We start from the raw sequence: 19989 nt of genomic DNA on the forward strand, positions 1-19989 counted from the left end.
TTTTGGAAGACGCCTTTCTTTTTTGGAAAAAATACTATTGAAAATGAATAGACTAAGAGTATGATAAAGATAATTGGTAATATATAGGTTTAATGAGAGTTACAAATGAGGGGGGAGCGTATGAAGAAGGATTTGGATAAGAAAATAGAAGCACTCGAAACGGCAATTGAAACAATTCAAGAAGCACTTGCTGAATTAAAAGTGAAGCAAAGGGAAATAGAAGTAGAAAACGCTCAGCAACATGTTAGTAAGAACAAGAAAGAATATATTGAAACGGTAATGGAGGAAAAGCCAAAAGAAGAAATAGTTAAGATAAAAGAGCCTTTGCAAGAACGTGAGGTAAAACAAGTAGATATATCTGCTTTTAAACCAGAGCCATTTAATATTATTAAGTTTTGTCAAACATGGTTACCGCGTGTATTTGTCGGTATTATGTTGCTTGGAGTGATCTGGTTATTTAAAGCAGGGGCAGATGCTGGCTTATTAACACCAGCGATACGAATTGTGTTTGGTATCGTATTATCTATCGGATTGTATTATATAGGAGATATTCAAATTAAAAGAGAGCGGCAGGCGTTAGGGTTAGTATTAGCTGGAGGAAGTATTACCGGGATTGTTCTAACAACGTTTGCAGCACATTATTTATATGGATTTATTCCGGCAAGTGTCGCGTTTCTCTGTAATATTGCATGGGTTATTTTAGGTATTTATTTAGCGAAAAGATATCAATCGGAATATCTCACTATTTTCGTAGCGGTCGGAGCGTTCTTCGTACCATTCTTGTTAAATAGTACGACTCCTAATCCTTATATTTTCTTTGGATATGAGACAGTATTAACACTTAGTTTATTATGGTATGCGTTGAAAAATCGTTATAAATACTTATATATGATTTCTTACGCTGTTGCTGCCATTGTCCTTTTCGTTTTCTTTGCTGTTATGTCAATGTTAGTAGAGAACTTGCAAATACAGTTAACGATTGTATATGGTTTGATTCATTTACTATTATTTTGGCATATGTTTACGGAGAGAAGTTTTATACTAGAACCACGTTTGGCAATATTTAGTGCGAATGCAGTGTTCTTTATACTAGCTATTTCAAAAATACCTGATTTTACAACATGGGGATTAATTATTAGTGCACTCGTGCATGCCGTTATGTTCGTATTTGAATATAGGAAAAATAGACATTCTACATTTACAAATCTCTTATTTGGTTTCGCAATGGGAGCATTTAGTTTAGCAATTTTATATGAGTATAGTTTAGTGAATGCAGCGATTGTACTATTGTTACAAGGTTTCCTCGGCATGGTCACTTCTATTAAAGTAAAACAACAGATAAAATTGTATGTTAGTGCGACGGTTTACGCAATTGGAATGATACAGACTATTTTTAGCCCGTTTGATCAATTTATTTCGGCAGGCTTTGTTGCTCATCTTATTTTAATAGGAACGTTCTATTATTGCATGAGAGAAGCGAAAGAAGTATTAGCGAGCTTCGGCAAATATATGTATTCTATAGTGCTCTATTGGTTTATGATAATTGTATTTATTACAATTACGAGAATCGGTGAAGTTTTATCTACAGATGGAAGCGTAATTAGTGTATCAGTATCGTTATTATGGATGGTATATGCATTATTTGCGGTTTGGTTTGGAAGAAATAGAAATATGAATGAAATATTATATGCTGGTTTAGTCGTTTTAGTCGTAACGGTAGGGAAGTTATTCTTACTTGACTTACCAGAGGTATCGATGATGATTAGGGCAGTGTTATTCCTAATCGTCGGTAGTATAGGTATCGTTATTTCAAGAATGTTTTTCTCGAAGGAAGAGAAGTGAGAAGAAGGCAATCCATGTATGGATTGCCTTTTTTATTATTTCTTATTAATTGTTACAGTTTCATTATATTTCGTTGTTGTATTTTGGCGTAGACGAAGCGTTGCTTGTCCAATTGTATTTGAATCAATCTGTACATTTACAACTTTCTCAGCAGAGCCTAAGCTGTTTGTTGTGAAAGAAAATGCACTACTATATCCAAAAGTAGATGGCCAAGTGCCGTTTGCATTTTGTACTTTAGCCACTTGTGTTCCACCAGTAGTGAAGATACCTAAAGAATAGTTGTTATAAGTTGTATTAGGTAGTAAGTTGTTTACTTGAATCTTCATTTGGAAAATTTCATTGTTTGGTAGAATGCTAGGGTGTGTAACGACGTAGTCGCTTGTTGTTACCGCACCGTTATAACCGTATGAACCTGGTTTAAAAGTATTTGTATTAAACCATTGATAACCTGCATTTGGTGCACTCCAAGGTTCAGGTTGTGGTTCTGTTGATAAGCTTGGCTGTTCAAATGTTTGTAGAGCTGTAGGTGAATCAAGTTGTAAACCATTTACTTGATCTAAACTTGTAAATGTCTCTTTATTTGATAACCAATTTACGATGTTTTCTAATAAGATAGCATCGTTTTCTTCTTTATAACCATCGTAAGTTTTCTTTGTTTGGCCAGAATCTTCACGAACGTACTTTGGCGTAGCATCTTCAACAGGAGAAGAGTCACCAATAAAGGCAGCTTTTCCAAGTCCTACTTTTGCAATTGCAGCATATGGGCCTTCTGCAATACCACCGCCATTATAAACGCCGCTATCAACAGCGTTATTCCATTTTGATGGATTTTCTGGAAGGTAAACAAGTCCTTTTGCTAGTTTTGGATTTGTAATTGCCAGAGTAGAACCAGCATGCATTGCTACAGACGAAACACCTTTTGTAATTCCGAAAGATTGTTCAGGCGATACAATTGTTTTCGCTGAAACATCACCAAGTGCATTGTAGCGGAAGCGAATACCGAAGTTGTCAGAGAGCCAATCAGAGCTTTCTACTCCTTGCATAGCTTGTGAATTTGTTTCTTCATTAGACATTCCTTTTGCTGGATTATCCCAAGCACCGCGTCTATATCCATTAAATACTTCAGAACAGTCCCAGCGATTTTTATTACGATCTGCATTGTAATGATCAGCAATAAAGAAGATACTACCACCATTTTTTACATATTGTAACATAGCGTCCTGCTCAGATTTTTTGTAAGGAATATTAGCTTCTGGAACGATAAATACATTGTAATCTTTTAAATCTTCGTACGTAATAGGTGTTGATTTACGAAGTTCCTTTACGTGATATCCGTTTTTTGCAATGCCGTTTCCGAAGTCAGAAAAGCCGCCGTCAATAACCCAGTCAGCTGTCCCAGCAGTTTGACCGTGTGTATTATCAAATAATACTTTCTTCCCATTGTTTTGATTTACAACTTTTGCAGCAATTTCAGGAGCTGGGTCTACAGAGCTTTCGGCATAAGTAGACGGTATGAACGAAGTCCCTATACTTAGTGTAATTGCTGTTGCTAAAGAAAATGTAATCCATTTTTTATTCTTCATAGAAGAATCCCCCTAATAATAAATATATGTGCTTTAATAATGTAATTTATTTTTCTGTAAAAATAAAGACGGAAAACATAAAAAATATTAAAAGATTGTAAAAATACCGTGAATTATGTTGAGAAATATTTATATAGATATAAAAACATCCCTTCCAAGTAATAAGGAAGGGATGTTTTGCTTAACTAATTTTTGAGTTAGGTGTTTCATCAATCTTATGAAACCCTTTCATGTAATATACGATTGCTAAGCCGATAAGCCAAATTGGGCCAACAATCAATGCAATTCGTGTATCTTCTGAATACGCCATTATACCTAATACTAATATAAGGAAAACGAGTGAGAAATATGAGCTTAATGGGTATAAAGGCATTTTATACGATAACCTTTGTTTATTTTGAGTAGGCAAGCTTTTACGGAATTTAATTTGAGCAACTAATATAATGCCCCAAGTCCAAATTGCGCCGAAAGTTGAAATGCTAGTAAGCCATGTAAATACCTTTGCAGGTACGAGATAGTTTAATATAACACCAATGAGTAAAACGATAGCAGTTGCTACAATTCCTTGGCTTGGAATGCCATTTTTATTTAAACGACCAAATCTTTCAGGAGCTTTTTTCTGCTGAGCTAATGTATATAGCATACGGCCTGTACTAAATAAACCACCGTTACAAGAAGAAAGAGCTGCTGTTAATACGACAAAGTTAATAATACCTGCTGCTTTTGCGATACCAATTTGCTGGAATGTTAATACAAATGGACTGCCTTTCTCACCAAGTTCGTTCCATGGATAAATTGCCATCATAACGAATAATGCCCCAACGTAAAAGAGTAGAATTCTCCAAAATACGTTATCAATTGCCTTTGCGAGTGTTTTCTTCGGATTTTGAGCCTCACCAGCTGTAACACCGATTAATTCAACGCCTAAATAAGCGAATAGTACCATCTGCATGGAGAGTAGTAACCCAGAAAATCCATTTGGGAACCAGCCACCATGTGACCAAAGATTTGAAATACCAGTAGCGATACCACCGTTTCCGAATCCGAATAAAATAATACCAGCTCCGACTACTATCATACAGATAATTGTGACAATTTTAATGAGAGCAAACCAAAACTCAAGTTCTCCAAATACTTTTACCGATAAGAAGTTAAAAGCGCTCATTAATAATAGAGCAAGTAATGCCCAAGTCCAGCGCGGGATATCAGGGAACCAGTACTGCATGTAAATGCCAGCTGCTGTAATTTCAGCCATACAAGTAACAACCCATAAGAACCAGTAATTCCAACCAGTAATATAACCAGCGAGTGGTCCAATATAATCATATGCATATTTACTAAAAGAACCAGCAACAGGTTGTTCAATTGCCATTTCCCCAAGCGCTCGCATAATGAAAAAAATAACGAGACCGGCAATCATATAGCCTAGCAAAATAGAAGAACCTGCTAGTTTAATGGCGGAAGCGGATCCTAAAAATAGCCCAACGCCAATAGCTGAGCCCAGTGACATTAAAGTAATATGTCGTTCTTTTAAACCACGATTTAAAGTTCCAGATTTGTTTGTGTGCTGCATAAGAAGAATCCCCCTTGTAGAGTGAACGATATTTGAATGCATTTACTAAATATTTAACTATTTCAAATTATAAAACATTTCTATCTGTTATGCTACAAAAATAATCATAATGAACTGTACTACATCTGTACTTGTCAGACTTAAACTTAAAATTCGAACTATTAGGGAATATATTGACTCTTCTTTTTATTGATTGTTAAGATTAAGTATTATATTTTCTCACATACTAGTAAGAAAAAGAATGTGTGATAATAATTCAGGTGTAGGAAGGGTACATAAGCATGTTTCAATTACAAAAATATAACACTTCTGTGAAGCAAGAGTTTTTAGCTGGCATCACAACTTTTTTTACATTTGCGTATATTCTTGTCATCAATCCAAAAATATTATCTGATGCAGGTGTACCATTTGACCAAGCGTTTACAGCAACAATTATTGCAACCGTTGTTGGAACAGTAGGTATGGCGATTTTCGCGAATTACCCGATTGTTATTGCTCCAGCTATGGGAATGAATGCATATTTTGCTTATTCTGTTGTACAGAAGGCAGAAGGGATTACATATGTAGTTGCCTTTTCAGCTGTATTTGTAACGGGGATTATTTTTCTTTTATTAACTTTTACTTCGTTTAGGCAAAAGTTAATTTTAGCAATTCCTGATAGTTTAAAGCATGCAATTGCAGGTGGAATTGGACTATTTATTGCTTTTATTGGATTGCGCCTTTCTGGAATTATCGTGGATCATCCGTCTAATTTAGTTACGATTGGTGATTTTCATTCTCCAGCTGTTATTTTAACTTTAATTGGTTTAATATTAGCGGCGGTATTAATGACATTGCGTGTGAGCGGTGCATTATTTATTAGTATGATTGTGACAGGAATTATTGCCTTCTTTACAGGGCAATTGAAGTTTGCTGATAAAATTATGGCGATGCCTCATTTACCAGAGGGTATCATCGTTTCAAACCCAATCAATGCCTTTTCAGATGTAATTGAATACGGATTATACGGCGTTGTATTTTCATTTTTACTTGTACTTTTATTCGATACAACAGGTGCATTACTCGGTTTAATTAAACAAGCAGGTTTAATTACAGACAATACAGAGAAGCGTTTTGGTAAAGCGTTTATTGCAGATGCAATTGGCGGGACTACAGGTTCTATCTTTGGAACAAGCCCAACAGCAGCGACGATTGAATCATCAGCAGGTATTGCTGCAGGTGGTAAAACTGGATTAACAGGGATTGTAGTTGTTGGTCTAACAATTATAACGGCATTTTTTAGTCCTGTTATTGCTTCTTTATCAAGTGTAGCCGCTATTACAGCTCCTTCATTAATTATAGTAGGTAGTTTAATGGCACAAAGCATTCGAGATATTAATTGGAATGAATTTGAAGATGCGTTACCAGCATTTTTAATTTTTATAGGTATTCCGTTAACATCTAGTATTGCAAATGGAATCGCAATTGGATTTTTAGTATATCCAGTCTTGAAAATTGTGAAGGGTAAAGGGATGGAAGTACATCCATTACTATACTTATTTGCATTCTTATTTGGATGTCATTTATTCTTATAATATAAATATAGGAGAGGGCCTTCTTATGGGAGGCTCCCTTTTTGTGTATAATAAAGTGAAACTATGGGCAGTAGGGGATATCCTCACTGTGTATTAGCCCGCACCAATCGGGATAAGATGAAAACTTAATTGGTTTCGTAAAATATAAATTACTTAATGGAATATATATATGTTACAATATAGATAGAGGAGGAACATGAATGGCTGTAAGTAAAATAAAAGTCGCACGTGTTCAGTTAGATTTAACACAGCAACAATTAGCAGAAAAAGTAGGCGTTACAAGGCAAACGATTAGTTTAATTGAGAAGGGGAAATACAATCCATCTTTAGATTTATGTTTAAAAATTTGTTATGCAGTAGATAAAACGTTGAATGATTTATTTTGGGAGGAAAAGGAGTGGTAGGATGAAAATCGTGAAAGATGAACGTTTAATGATTGAAGGGTTAAAACATATTAGATTAGCTTTCATCTTACAAAACATCGTCATACTAGCTATCGTCTTTTACCGCTATGTCTTGCAAGGGGCAGGATATGAAAGTGTTTCGGATTTATTAATGGTATTTATGGGCGGGATAATAATTATTAACTTTTTAAATCTGAAAAATTCAGTGGAAGTGTATGAGCATACGGGCGGAGTGTCGCGTCGTTATTTTATGAAGCTATTATTTATTCCGGTGGGTATTATTATTGGGATTTTAGCTATTTATATCGTTGTAACACCAGATATTTCGATAAAGGAAATTAGTATGACAGGACTTATTATGTTTGCTTGTTTTTTAGTTCCTTGTTTGTTTATATACATATATATGAAAAAAATAAAAAGAGAAGATTGAAATATAAGAAAGGCTTTCCCGTATTGAGGAAAGCTTTTCTTATATCTTTTTATACAAAACTTTATGAAGGCCAATTGGCTCAATTTCAAAAATTTCACCATGTTCCTGAAAGCCTAAGCGCTTGTAATAGTCAGCTACAGTAATTCGGCCATTACACCATAACATATTTGCTTGACGCTCTTGTAAGATTTGTTTTGCATTCTGAATTAAGGAGCTTCCAGCGTGGTTGTTTCGAAACTCAGGTAATGTGGCCATTCCTCGTAGACGATAATGAATACCGGCTGGTAGGTCAGGATATATTTCTTTTGAGAAGGAAGCGATACTAATTAGTTCATCGTTTATAAATGCGCCTAAGTGGAAGGTGTCTGTTTCATAATCGGAAGGATATTTACAATCTGCTAATGTTTGATTGGGGCGTAAAATTTTTTGACGTAATACGTAAGTTTCGGATCCCTCAATATTTTTCACGATAATCATATTAACATCCTTTCTTATAAGGCTTTTTCTGTTAATTGTATAAAGAAATAAGCAGGTGCGGCGAGAAGTCCGAGTATGCTAGCAGTTCCGAGAAGGAGTGAAAGTAGGAGGCAAGAATATTTTATTCCATTCGATTTTTTCCATCCGTAACTACAAATCTCAATACTAACACCGATGAGAATAATGGCAACGAGTATTTCTGCTAATAATAAAAGAGCTAAAGTTACAATAGACATAATGTGATCCATCCTCATAATATGTGATAGTAACATTTTACCATATGAAGTTAAAAAAATGCCCCTCAATTATGTGAGGGGCATTTTTTTACTCTAATATGTTTTTTAGTGTATCGATATGTTCTTTTGAACCTGTTACAAGTAATGTGTCACCGTGTTGTAGTCTTGTATCACCATGTGGTATTAATGCTTTGTTACCGCGGTAGATTTGAATGACAAGTACATCACCTAAAAACGGGAGGCGGCGAAGCGCAACGCCGTTATATTTATTGCTGCGCAGTTCAACTTCACGTACTGTTTCGTTTGCTGTTGTAATTAAGCGAACGAGACTAGGTTTATCAATAAGTGCACGTAATAAAATACGTGTAGAGTTAATTGTTGAGAATACAGCGATATGTTCTTGCGTTGCTTTTTCTTGTAGAAGTGGATCTTCTACACTTGCAATAACATGTTCAACACCTAGCTCTTTTGCATGTTCTGCCAATAATAAGTTTTGTTCATCATCGCTTGTTGCAACAACGACGCGATCTGCATCAAATGCTGTTTGTTCAGTTAATGATGCGATTGTGATGTCATCTAATTTCACGATAGGGAAGTCATGTGATTTCGCTTCTTCATCATTTATTTTGTTTTGACGCATCATATATAGCGTTACGTCATAATCTTCTCGTTTTAAATCTAGTGATAACGGAAGGGTAATTCTGCTCGCGCCAATAATAGCTACTTTTGGTTTTGGTGTTTCTACTTTTGGGAACATTTTTTTAAACAATATAGGTGCAAAAATACAAGTAATAACTGCGCTTAAAATAAGAGAGGCAGATAAACTTGGACTGATGATCTCCAGTTTTTCACCAATTTGTGCAGCCGCAATAACTAGAGAAAGTGTCGATGTTAATAAGATTGCACTTCCAAGTACGATATTACGTGGATACCATTTTCTTAAGACGAGTGATGGTAAGAGTTTCGAAATAAAGAGTCCTACAATTAAGATTGGAATCATGAGCATGCTAGAAGGTTCTTTGAAAATAGACCACACCTCTAGATTTACACCAACCATTACGAAGAAAATAGGGATGAAGAAACCATAGCCGATAGAATCAAGTTTTTCCACCATATCTTCATTTGGTGATAATAACGATACAAGTACACCTGCTAAGAAGGCGCCTAAAATATTTTCTGCTCCAACAGATTCCGATAACCCAACTAAGATTAAAATGAGTGCAAAAACAGCTCGTGTATCAATTTGTACACTACCAGCTTTTAAACTATCTAAGTATGGAATGTTTTTAAAGCGTTTTGCAATAAAGTAAATGACAATACCGGCACCGAATAGAATAAGTAAGAGCCACATACTCTGACCGCTTTCGGAATTTAATCCGACAAAAACAGCGAGTAAAATCATTGTAACTAAGTCTGCAATAACAGCAACTAATAAAATGATTTGTCCGATTGCAGTTTTTCCTAGGTTGTTCTCTTTTAATGTTGGTACAACAACACCTAAAGAAATAGTTGAAATAATTAAAGTCATGAACATTGCATTATCTACGAATCCTAGCCATACGAATAGTAATGATAGGGCATAAGACAAGATGAAAATAAATAAGAAGATAATGCTTGCTGCTTGAAATGTATTTGGCTCGTTTGTCGTATTCTTTTTCCCTTTTTGTTTAAAGATAGAAAAATCAATTTCTAAACCGCTTAAGAACATAAGGAAGATAAATCCTAATGTTGATAAAACTTGAAGCCATATATCTGGCTCAATAATATTAAACCCACTTTTACCTACAAAGATTCCTGCAATAATTTCTGCAACGACCACAGGAAGTGCTTTTAATTTAAAGCGTTGTAACAAAAGGGGAACGAAAAACGCGATTGCAACGACAACCATAAGTGATAGAACAGAAGTATGATGTTCCATTGCGTTCTCTCCCTTCAAATAAATATAGTACCTATTTAGCCATATAATAGGTAGAAAAGCAACGCATATGGATTCGATTTCATAAAGAAAGACTTTTCTTAACATTTGTCATAATAAGTATATTTTTCATGATTATGCTGTTAATTCCGTAATGTGGATGTAATAGGGGGGATAAAAAAAGACTGCTGAGGAATCTCAGCAGTCTTTTTCATGTACATTACATTGAGAAGAAGATCCATACAGTTAAACCAACTGTTGCAGTTGCAACGAAGAAACTGTATATCATTGTAAGAATTTGAACTCTTCCTTCTCCTTCTTTTAAATGCATGAACATAATTAATTGTAACAACGCTTGCGCAACAGCCATTATGATAATAGTTGTTAGGACTGTTGAAAGTGGCAATGTTGTGTAAAGTGCCACGTATAACGCTAGGAACGTTAATGCAAGCGATAAAATAAATCCGAAAACGTGTGACCAAGGGAATCCGCTATGCGCATGTCCGTTTGCTTGGTTGTTATTTTGACCCATTTACGCCACCATCCCGTTCAAGTAAACTAGTGTGTAAATAAAGACCCAAACAAGATCGAGGAAATGCCAGTATAAGCTGATAATGAATACTTTACGAGCTGTAACTGGTGTTAAACCTCGTTTTAAAATTTGGATAATAACACAAATTGCCCAAATGATACCGCCTGTTACGTGGGCTCCATGCGTTCCAAGAAGAACGAAGAATCCAGATAAGAAGGCACTTGTTTGAATTGTTGCACCTTCACCAATATACATAATGAATTCTTCAATCTCGAAGAATAGGAAACCTGCACCTAAAAGTAATGTAAGGACGAACCATCCAAGCATCGCTTTTTGGTTGTGCTTACGCATTTCGTGAATTACGATACCACATGTGAAACTACTTGTTAAAAGTAGTAATGTTTGAATTAAAAGCGTTTTAAGTTCAAACAGTTGCGCTGGTGTTGGGCCATCTGCCGTACGACCAGCAAGGACTAGATAAGAGGCGAAAAGTGTTGCGAACAGCATAATTTCAGCCCCAAGAAAAATCCAGAATCCTAGGATATTCAATCTGCTTTGTTCGGATTGATATTCCAAAGGTAAGCTTTTATCTAAAGCCGCCATGTCATTTCACCTCTCATGCTATATGTTCTGTTTTTTTAATTTCATCAACACTGATATAGTAACCTTCATCATAATCGAATGAACGATAGATTAAGCAAGCTAAAATACCAACTCCACCGATTGCTGCAAGCCAGAACCAGCTAAATACTAATGCGAAACCTGCAAGACCGAAGAATCCAGACGCAATAATAGGCACACCAGAGTTACTTGGCATGTGAATTGGTTTGATATCTTCTGCTGCTGGTGTAACTGTTTCTCCGCGTTTTTTCATGTACCAGAAAGCATCAGCTTCTTTAATTTCAGGAAGCTTCGCGAAGTTGTAATGTTGTACAGGAGAGTGAGTTGCCCATTCAAGTGTACGACCATCCCATGGATCTCCAGTTGTGTCACGTTCACCGTGACGTGCACTCCAAATTACGTTGTAGCAAAGAAGTAGGAAGCCGATACCCATCATTACCGCACCAACAGATGCGATTTGGTTTAGCCATCCCCATCCAAGACTTTCAGAGTAAGTGTACATACGACGAGTCATACCGTCTAAACCTAAGAAGTACATTGGGAAGAAACAGATGTTGAATCCGCTCATAAAGATCCAGAATGTCCATTTACCTAGGCGTTCATTTAACATATGACCAGTCATTTTTGGATACCAGAATGTGAATCCAGCAAGCATAGCGAATACTGTACCTGCGATTAATACGTAGTGGAAGTGAGCGATTAGGAAGTAGCTGTTATGGTATTGATAATCAGCTGCTGCCATTCCAAGCATAACCCCTGTAACCCCACCGACTACGAAGTTTGGAATAAATGCCAATGACCAAAGCATTGGAACTGTAAAACGAATACGTCCTTTATACAGTGTAAACAACCAGTTAAAGATCTTAACCCCGGTTGGAATCGAAATCGCCATTGTCGAAATCGAGAAGAATGAGTTAACCGCTGGACCTGCACCCATCGTGAAGAAGTGGTGAAGCCATACGACGAAACTTAGTAAAGAAATTGCAACCATTGAGTATACCATCGCACTGTAACCGAATAGACGCTTACGTGAGAATGTACTAATGATTTCAGAGAAAATACCGAATGCCGGTAAAATAACGATATATACTTCAGGGTGACCCCATACCCAGAACAGGTTGGCCCATAACATCGGCATACCGCCGCTCGCCATCGTAAAGAAGTGAGCATCGAATAGACGGTCAAATGTCATTAATGCAAGAGCAACTGTTAATACTGGGAAAGCGAAAATAATGATAATTGTTGTAATTAAGATTGACCAAGTAAACATTGGCATTCTCATTAAAGTCATACCAGGTGTACGCATTTTTAAGATAGTAACAAGGAAGTTAATACCGGTCATTAGCGTACCGAGACCTGAAATCTGTAATGCAATTGCGTAGTAGTTATTTCCTACGCCTGAAGTAAACTCTGTACCTGCCATTGGGAAGTAAGAAGTCCACCCAGCGTCTGGAGAACCACCGATTACGAAAGCGATGTTGAATAACATTGCTCCGACAAAGAATAACCAGAAACTTAAAGCATTTAAGAACGGATATGCAACGTCACGAGCACCAATTTGTAATGGTACTACAAGGTTCATTAATCCCATAACGAATGGCATTGCCATGAAAAGAATCATTACTGTACCATGTGTTGTAAAGATCCCGTTATAGTGTTCAGCGTTTAAATAAGTTGTTTCTGGGAATGTTAATTGTGCACGGATCATTAAACCATCCATACCACCACGGAATAACATGATAACCGCAGAAATAATATACATAGCTCCGATTTTTTTATGGTCAACAGTTGTTAACCATTCGTCCCAAAGCCATTTCCATTTTTTATACTTTGTTAGTACGAAAATGATTGCTAATGTCACAAGAACGATAGAAGCGTCTGCACCGTAAATAATCGGGTCACCTGTGACAAAGAATTCATCAAGCTTCACTGTGTTCACTCCAATCTGTTGGAATAATAGCTATTATTTTTTGTTTTTGTAGTAGTTGTAATCACAATATTCAAGTGATTTTGGATCTACATAACTTAAGTGGTGACTAGAGAATGTCATACGACCAACTACACCAGGTTTAACAATTTCGTTGTACTTAGCTTCTGTTAGTTTAGGAGCAGTTTCTTGTACTTCTTTAACCCACTTGTCATATTTCTCTTTAGTTTTTGCTTCAACTTCGAACTCCATGTGTGTGAATCCTTCACCAGAGAAGTTCGCACTACGGCCTAGGTAAGAACCTGGCTTATCAGCTTGTAAATAAAGATCCATAATCATGCCATCCATTGTGTACTTCATACCACCAAGTTCTGGTACCCAGAAAGCATTCATTGGGCCGACAGAAGTCAGTTTGAATTGAATTGGTACACCAGCTGGGATGTTTAAATAGTTAACGGTTTCAATTTTTTCCTCTGGGTAACTGAATAACCATTTCCAGTTTGCAGATGTAACATAAATTTCAACTGGTTTAATATGTTCGGACTCTTTCGGAACCTCTTCCGAAGCATAAGTTGCTTTTACTGTTGGAATCGATAATGCGATAACGATAATAACAGGAACAAGCGTCCAAATAATTTCTAGTAATGTGTTACCGTGTTGTTCAGGTGGCTCATAGTCCATATTCTCTGGTTTTTCACGATAACGAATCAAGATGACTGTAAACAGAATGAATACAATTGCGATAATTAATGACATAAGCAAGAATGACCAAACAATTAAATCATACTGTGCTTTTGCAACAGGTCCTTGCGGATTTAATACTGCGAGTTTTTTATCACAGCCACCGAGGAACAGAAGTAATGATAACGGAAGAAGTGAAGCCAACTTCCAAAACGCTTTCTTTAGTTGCACGATTGAAAATCTCCTTTCTCCTTGGATTGAAACTATGCCAATAAAACAATATAAACCTATTAATTTATAGAAGGCAATAGTTTTTGATATATTGTTAAAAAATAGACACAAATGCACACTTTTTAAGGTGAATATCATTTGTAACTTGATTACATTGTAAACTATTTTCCAGAGAAAAACGTGATTGTGAAAATTTTAAGATAAATAAAGTTATACCAGGATATCCAAGAAATAGAAAAAAGCTATCTTATGATAAGAAAGATAGCTGAATATTTTGTATATTTAGTTTATTTCTTGTGTGACAGTTCGTGGCTGTTCAAGTGTGACAATTTTTTTATATTTAACTTGGTATAAAATGTAACAAATAATCATAAATGGAATGCCGCAATAAAGAGCAATTCTTTGATCTGGAATGAAAGCCAAACTAACAAATGTAATGAAATTGAGCGAGAACGCTACGATTGGAACGAGTGGATAGAGCGGTGTACGATATTTTAAATCATTTATGTCGCCACCATTTTTCACGAAATTTCTACGGAAGAAAAACTGTGAAGCGGCGATTGACATCCAAACTACAACGGCAGCCATTGCTGCAATAGATGTTAAAATTAGAAAGACAGTATCTGCCGCAAATACACTTGTTAGTAAGGACAGGCTAGCGAAAATTAGGCTGAAAATTAATGCATTTAGCGGTACACCTTTTTTAGTTAATTTCGTAAATGCTGGACTTGCCATTCCTTGTTTTGCCATCGCCCACAGCATACGAGAATTTGCGTATAGACCAGAGTTAGCAACGGATAATACAGCTGTAATAATAACAAAGTTCATAATGTCTGCTGCATATGGGACACCGGCTACATCAAATACAAGTACAAAGGGACTTTCGACTAGATTAGCCTCTTGCCATGGGAGTAAACCTACAACAACTGATATCGCTAAGACGAAGAAGAAGAGAGTTCGCCAAATTGTATTTTTTATTGCTTTTGGAATTGTTTTTTCAGGATTTTCACTTTCTCCTGAAGCGATTCCAATTAATTCTGTTCCTTGGAAGGAGTAATTTACTGTAATCATCGTAAGAAGAACAGCTAATGCACCGTTTGGAAATAGCCCACCATTTTCAGTGAAATTATGAAGCATTGGAGCTGGCTTTCCATTGAAGTCTAGTAGACCGAACATAACAGCACCACCAAGCACGATGAAAATAACAATTGTCGCGACTTTTACACTTGCGAACCAAAACTCTGCTTCTGCATATGCTTTTGCTGATAAAGCGTTTACAAGGAAGAGTGCTGCTGCAAATGTAACGCACCAAATCCAGGAAGAAACGTCTGGAAACCAGCGTTTCATTAAAATACTTACAGTTGTTAACTCCACGCCAACTGTAACAGCCCAATTTAACCAATACATCCAACCAACAACAAATCCAAAACCAGGTGAAATGAATTTGCTTGCATAACTTTGGAATGAACCTGCTTCTGGCATAGCAACGGATAATTCACCAAGACATAACATCGTTAAATACATAACAAATCCACCGACTAAAAATGCAAGAATAGCACCACCAGGTCCGGCATTATGGACAATTTGACCAGATCCCATAAATAGCCCGGTTCCGATAACACCGCCGAGTGCAATCATAAATAGGTGTCTACTTTTCATTGTTCGTTTTAAATCTGTTTGTTCAATTTGTTGATTCATATGCCCTCACCCCGTATTTTCTTGAATGTGTGAACTTCGTTTTATTCTGAGTTTTTAATCATTAGTGGGGGATGCAACACACACTCGGTTTATTTGCTATGAAATGAATGGAGTATGTAAAAAAACGAACTATGACTAAATACTCTAAGAATGTTTGTTAACATGGTGATATCTTCACTATGTTAACAATTTTGATTTTAGCAAAATATTCTGGAAATGTATATTTATTTTTCTTTTTATTAAAAATAATTAGAATTTTTATAATTCATTCTATGAGCGATAATTCACATGATCTTTCTAGCAAACTAGTAAGAAGAAGGGTACAATGATAAGAGTTGTATCTGTAAAATAATAATTAATGGAGTTTTGTTTATAATGAAAAAGTTAAAATATCTTTTTGTTTTTGGGATTATAATTGCTGCTGCGTTTTTTATAGGGAAAGATAAAATCATGCAAAAGGCGCAAGTTCTACGCCTAGAATTTCTATCTGAAATGAAAGAAGCAGCTATGATTGAAGATGTTCCGTTTATTAAACAATTACCAGAATTACCTCGAGGATGTGAAGTGACAAGTTTAGCTATGTTGCTGCAATATAAAGGTGTACAAGTAGATAAGATGCAACTTGCTAGCGAAATTCATCGTGTTCCATTTGAACAAAATGGTTTGCGTGGAAATCCTTACGAGGGATTTGTGGGAAATATTTATACAAAGGCAGAGCCTGGATATGGTGTGTACAATAAACCAATCTTTGATTTAGCAGAAAAATATGTTCCTGAAAAAGTAATTAATTTAACAGGTAGAGACATGCAAGATATATATAAAGTAATTAGTTCAGGCTCTCCGGTATGGGTCATTATTAATACGACGTTTAAGCCGCTAGCTGAAAGTAGTTTTGAAACATGGAATACGAGTTCAGGCGAAGTGAAAATTACATATTATGAGCATAGTGCAGTAGTAATTGGATATGATCAAAACTTTGTATATGTAAATGATCCTCTTAAAAATAATCCACGTTTGGCTGTTCCGCGAGCAGAATTTGAGAAAGCTTGGGAGCAAATGGGAAAACAAGCAATTACTATTTTATAATAATGAAAAAGTCATCTTTTGGATGGCTTTTTCTTTTTAGTTTATCATCACTGAAAATTCAGAAGATTCTTTTAAAAGTTAACAATTCACGTTATAATAACATTTAACTTGGTGAAGAAGGGGAGAAGAGAAATGGATGTTGCAAAGGAACTTGTTTTGTCAAAAAATCAGTTAGTTGAGTGGAGAAGGCATTTTCATAAGTATCCAGAGTTATCTTTTCAAGAAGAAAAAACATCGCAGTTTGTGTTCGATATACTTCGGAAATTTCCATGTTTAGAAGTGTCACGGCCGACTAAATATAGTGTGATGGCAAAGTTAGTAGGTAAACATCCGGGCAAAACAGTTGCGATTCGCGCCGATATGGATGCTCTTCCTATTCATGAAGAAAATGAGTTTGATTTTATTTCTACATATAAAGGTGTAATGCATGCATGTGGTCATGATGGACATATAGCGATATTACTTGGGGTTGTATATAAGTTAGTAGAAGAAAGAGAGAAGATTAAAGGGGAGATTCGTTTTCTATTCCAACATGCTGAAGAGAATTTTCCTGGTGGTGCAGAGGAGATGGTTGCTGCAGGTGTAATGGAAGGTGTGGATTATATTATTGGTGCTCACCTTTGGGCGTCGTTAGAGGTTGGGAAAATAGGTGTTATTTATGGTCCTGCAATGGCTGCACCGGATGTTTTTAAAATTAAGATAGAGGGAAAAGGTGGACATGCTGGAATCCCTCATGAAACGGTGGATAGTATTGCAATTGGAACACAAGTCGTTTCGCAACTTCAGCAAATTGTATCTCGCCTCACGAATCCATTAGATTCTCTCGTAATATCTGTTACGCAATTTCATGCGGGGACAACTCATAATGTAATACCAGAGCAAGCCGAGATTGAAGGGACAGTGAGAAGTTTAAGACATGAATTACGAGGTGAAACAGAGAAGAAGATTGAGCGGATTGTGAAGCATATTACGGAATCTTACGGAGCGAAATATACATTTTCATATGAATATGGGTATCGACCAGTTGTAAATGACTATGAAGCTACAGAGCTTATTGAACAAACGGCATTACAACTTTATGGAAGGGATAGAGTTGTTCGTTTACAGCCGACGATGGCTGGAGAAGATTTTTCAGCGTTTTTACAAAAGGCACCGGGGACATTCTTTTTTATCGGAGCGGGAAATAAAGAGAAAGGTATTATATATCCTCACCATCACCCTCGTTTTACGATTGACGAAGATGCATTACCGATTGGAGTGGAAGTCTTTGTATCAGCCATTATGAAATTTATAAGTAAAGGAGAATGAGATGAAGAAAATACACATTCTAGCGCTTATCCCAGTTCTTTGTTTAGTAGTTGGGCCAATATTTGCGAATTCAGTTACTCCTTACGTATTAGGGATGCCATTTTTATTATTTTGGGTATTATTATCAGTGTTTATTACATCTTTTTGTATGGGGCTTGTGTACGTGTTGGATCCTGCTAATAAGGAGGATGTAAAATGACTGCATTACTTATCATTATTTTATTTTTGTTTCTCGCACTATTTTTAGGGATTCGGGCACAACATGGAAAAGATATGAATTTAGAGCAATGGTCAGTTGGGGGAAGAGGGTTTGGCACTATTTTTGTTTTTCTCCTTATGGCAGGTGAAATTTATACGACGTTTACATTTTTGGGAGGAAGTGGCTGGGCGTATAGTAAAGGAGCACCTACCTTTTATATTTTAGGCTATGGCGCTTTAGCTTATCTTTTATCGTATTTTTTATTGCCACCGATTTGGAAGTATGCGAAAGAGCATAACCTTGTTTCACAGTCGGATTTTTTTGCGAAGAAATATAGAAGTAAAGCGCTTGGGATTATTGTTTCAATTGTTGGTGTTGTTTCCATCATCCCATATCTTGTTTTACAGTTAAAAGGGCTGGGAATTATCGTTTCAGAAGCTTCTTACGGAAGGGTGTCACCTGTTGTTGCGGTTTGGATTGGTGCTATTGTTATAACTATATATGTAATGGTTTCAGGTATACATGGTTCGGCTTGGACGGCCGCTTTGAAGGATATTATGATACTGTTTATCGTTATGTTTTTAGGTATATATTTACCGTATCATTATTATGGAGGATTTCAGCCGATGTTTGAGGCTGTAGAGGCAGCGAAACCGGGATTTTTATCTTTACCTGAAGAAGGAATGAGTATTTCTTGGTTTGTTTCTACTATTATATTAACGGCCCTCGGTTTCTATATGTGGCCTCATACATTTGCTTCTGCTTTTTCTGCAAAAAATGAAAAAGTATTTCGTAAAAATGCAGCAATTATGCCATTGTATTCTTTAGTTTTACTTTTCGTATTTTTTGCAGGATTTGCTGCTATATTACAGGTTCCGGGATTAAAAGGAGCGGATGTAGACCTTTCATTGTTCAGACTTGCTCTTCAAACGTTTGACCCTTGGTTTATTGGAATTATTGGTAGTGCGGGAGTATTAACGGCATTGGTTCCGGGTTCGATGCTTGTTATGGCGGCTTCTACACTGTTAGCGAAAAATATTTATCGAACGATAGTTCCATCTGCTTCAGATAGACAAGTTGCTAAGATGGCAAAATTATTTGTGCCTGTAGTAACGCTCGTGGCAGTTTTATTTACATTTAAAGGAGGAGAAACGATAGGAGCGCTTCTATTAATGGGATACAGTATCGTTACACAACTTTTCCCTGCACTTGTATGTAGTTTGTTTCCACGTCAAATTATTACGAAGCAAGGAGCTATTGCAGGAATGGGAGTTGGGCTATTAGTGGTCGCATATATTACCTTATCTGGTTCAACTATAGCCACGATGTTTCCGAGTTTCCCGCAGTATATAAAAGATTTGAATGTAGGTATAGTCGCATTGTTAATTAATATAATTGTGATGTTTGTAGTCAGTGGATTTACAAAAGGTGTATTTATAAAGAAAAACACTATAATAGTGGAAAAGTAATTCGTTTATCCCGCATTAACAAGCAGTAAGACCCCCACCTCAAAATTCAGCGGAAGCAAAGAAGTTAGGTGGGGGCCCTGCTGCCTGTAAAAGCCCGATTGGTGAGGGTTGATTAAAGTTTTACTTTATTAGAGCTATCTTTGAAAAGAGATAGCTCTTTTTTGTATATATTTTCTTCAATTAGCGGAATCTAACTAAAAACT

Annotated in this window: 18 protein-coding genes; 8 read left to right on the forward strand and 10 right to left on the reverse strand. The window is 36.2% G+C overall.

Annotated features, from left to right (window positions below):
- Positions 1-120: 120 nt before the first annotated feature.
- Positions 121-1842, forward strand: coding sequence for a DUF2339 domain-containing protein (locus MHB52_RS03565; protein WP_061664112.1), 1722 nt, complete (start codon positions 121-123; stop codon positions 1840-1842).
- Between the two features lie 35 nt (positions 1843-1877).
- On the opposite strand, the gene MHB52_RS03570 is transcribed toward MHB52_RS03565, so the two are convergent.
- Positions 1878-3425: a hypothetical protein gene (locus MHB52_RS03570; protein ID WP_061664113.1), complete on the reverse strand. Its 1548-nt coding sequence runs from the start codon at positions 3423-3425 to the stop codon at positions 1878-1880.
- A gap of 181 nt (positions 3426-3606) precedes the next feature.
- Positions 3607-4998: an amino acid permease gene (locus MHB52_RS03575; protein ID WP_061664114.1), complete on the reverse strand. Its 1392-nt coding sequence runs from the start codon at positions 4996-4998 to the stop codon at positions 3607-3609.
- 281 nt (positions 4999-5279) lie between these two features.
- Between MHB52_RS03575 and MHB52_RS03580 the strand changes: the two genes are divergently transcribed.
- The 3 genes from MHB52_RS03580 (at position 5280) to MHB52_RS03590 (ending at position 7406) form a co-directional block, all read left to right on the forward strand.
- Positions 5280-6572 (forward strand): NCS2 family permease, encoded by a 1293-nt coding sequence (locus tag MHB52_RS03580; protein WP_061664115.1) that lies wholly within the window; start codon positions 5280-5282, stop codon positions 6570-6572.
- A 200-nt stretch (positions 6573-6772) separates the two neighbouring features.
- Positions 6773-6976, forward strand: coding sequence for a helix-turn-helix transcriptional regulator (locus MHB52_RS03585; protein WP_000301183.1), 204 nt, complete (start codon positions 6773-6775; stop codon positions 6974-6976).
- Position 6977: 1 nt separating this feature from the next.
- The gene (locus MHB52_RS03590) at positions 6978-7406 is read left to right on the forward strand and encodes a hypothetical protein (RefSeq protein WP_061664116.1); all 429 of its coding nucleotides are present in this window, start codon (positions 6978-6980) and stop codon (positions 7404-7406) included.
- A gap of 39 nt (positions 7407-7445) precedes the next feature.
- Here the strand turns inward: MHB52_RS03590 and MHB52_RS03595 are convergent, their stop codons facing one another.
- From MHB52_RS03595 to MHB52_RS03630, 8 genes are all read right to left on the reverse strand, one after another.
- Positions 7446-7883 (reverse strand): GNAT family N-acetyltransferase, encoded by a 438-nt coding sequence (locus MHB52_RS03595; RefSeq protein ID WP_000587683.1) that lies wholly within the window; start codon positions 7881-7883, stop codon positions 7446-7448.
- A 14-nt stretch (positions 7884-7897) separates the two neighbouring features.
- Positions 7898-8155 carry a DUF4022 family protein gene (locus MHB52_RS03600; RefSeq protein WP_044129536.1) on the reverse strand — a complete coding sequence of 86 codons (258 nt, stop codon included), beginning with the start codon at positions 8153-8155 and terminating at the stop codon, positions 7898-7900.
- Between the two features lie 52 nt (positions 8156-8207).
- A complete protein-coding gene (locus tag MHB52_RS03605; protein WP_000399960.1) occupies positions 8208-10037 on the reverse strand; it encodes a monovalent cation:proton antiporter family protein in 1830 nt (609 codons plus the stop codon).
- Positions 10038-10254: 217 nt separating this feature from the next.
- Positions 10255-10566 (reverse strand): cytochrome aa3 quinol oxidase subunit IV, encoded by a 312-nt coding sequence (qoxD, locus tag MHB52_RS03610; RefSeq protein WP_000531386.1) that lies wholly within the window; start codon positions 10564-10566, stop codon positions 10255-10257.
- On the reverse strand, positions 10567-11169 hold the full coding sequence (gene qoxC / locus MHB52_RS03615; protein ID WP_000729317.1) for a cytochrome aa3 quinol oxidase subunit III: 603 nt from the start codon (positions 11167-11169) through the stop codon (positions 10567-10569). It lies immediately after the preceding gene.
- Between the two features lie 13 nt (positions 11170-11182).
- Entirely contained in the window at positions 11183-13117 is a 1935-nt protein-coding gene (qoxB, locus tag MHB52_RS03620) for a cytochrome aa3 quinol oxidase subunit I (RefSeq protein ID WP_000762367.1), read from the reverse strand.
- 33 nt (positions 13118-13150) lie between these two features.
- Complete coding sequence (locus MHB52_RS03625) at positions 13151-14026, reverse strand: cytochrome aa3 quinol oxidase subunit II (protein WP_001176162.1); 876 nt, start codon at positions 14024-14026, stop codon at positions 13151-13153.
- Positions 14027-14308: 282 nt separating this feature from the next.
- The gene (locus tag MHB52_RS03630) at positions 14309-15724 is read right to left on the reverse strand and encodes an amino acid permease (protein ID WP_061664117.1); all 1416 of its coding nucleotides are present in this window, start codon (positions 15722-15724) and stop codon (positions 14309-14311) included.
- Between the two features lie 375 nt (positions 15725-16099).
- Here MHB52_RS03630 and MHB52_RS03635 point away from each other — a divergent pair, with 375 nt between their 5' ends.
- The 4 genes from MHB52_RS03635 to MHB52_RS03650 all read left to right on the forward strand — a co-directional run bounded on the left by MHB52_RS03635 (position 16100) and on the right by MHB52_RS03650 (position 19786).
- Positions 16100-16810 (forward strand): C39 family peptidase, encoded by a 711-nt coding sequence (locus MHB52_RS03635; RefSeq protein ID WP_000734482.1) that lies wholly within the window; start codon positions 16100-16102, stop codon positions 16808-16810.
- A gap of 132 nt (positions 16811-16942) precedes the next feature.
- On the forward strand, positions 16943-18118 hold the full coding sequence (locus tag MHB52_RS03640) for an amidohydrolase (RefSeq protein ID WP_016117179.1): 1176 nt from the start codon (positions 16943-16945) through the stop codon (positions 18116-18118).
- Position 18119: 1 nt separating this feature from the next.
- A complete protein-coding gene (locus tag MHB52_RS03645) occupies positions 18120-18317 on the forward strand; it encodes a DUF3311 domain-containing protein (RefSeq protein WP_000719834.1) in 198 nt (65 codons plus the stop codon).
- Positions 18314-19786: a sodium:solute symporter family protein gene (locus tag MHB52_RS03650; protein ID WP_000125930.1), complete on the forward strand. Its 1473-nt coding sequence runs from the start codon at positions 18314-18316 to the stop codon at positions 19784-19786. The genes MHB52_RS03645 and MHB52_RS03650 overlap by 4 nt, the downstream gene beginning before the upstream one ends.
- Positions 19787-19989 lie beyond the last annotated feature (203 nt).

It is taken from the genome of Bacillus sp. FSL K6-0073 (assembly GCF_038006085.1).
Classification (GTDB): Bacteria; Bacillota; Bacilli; order Bacillales; family Bacillaceae_G; genus Bacillus_A; species Bacillus_A cereus.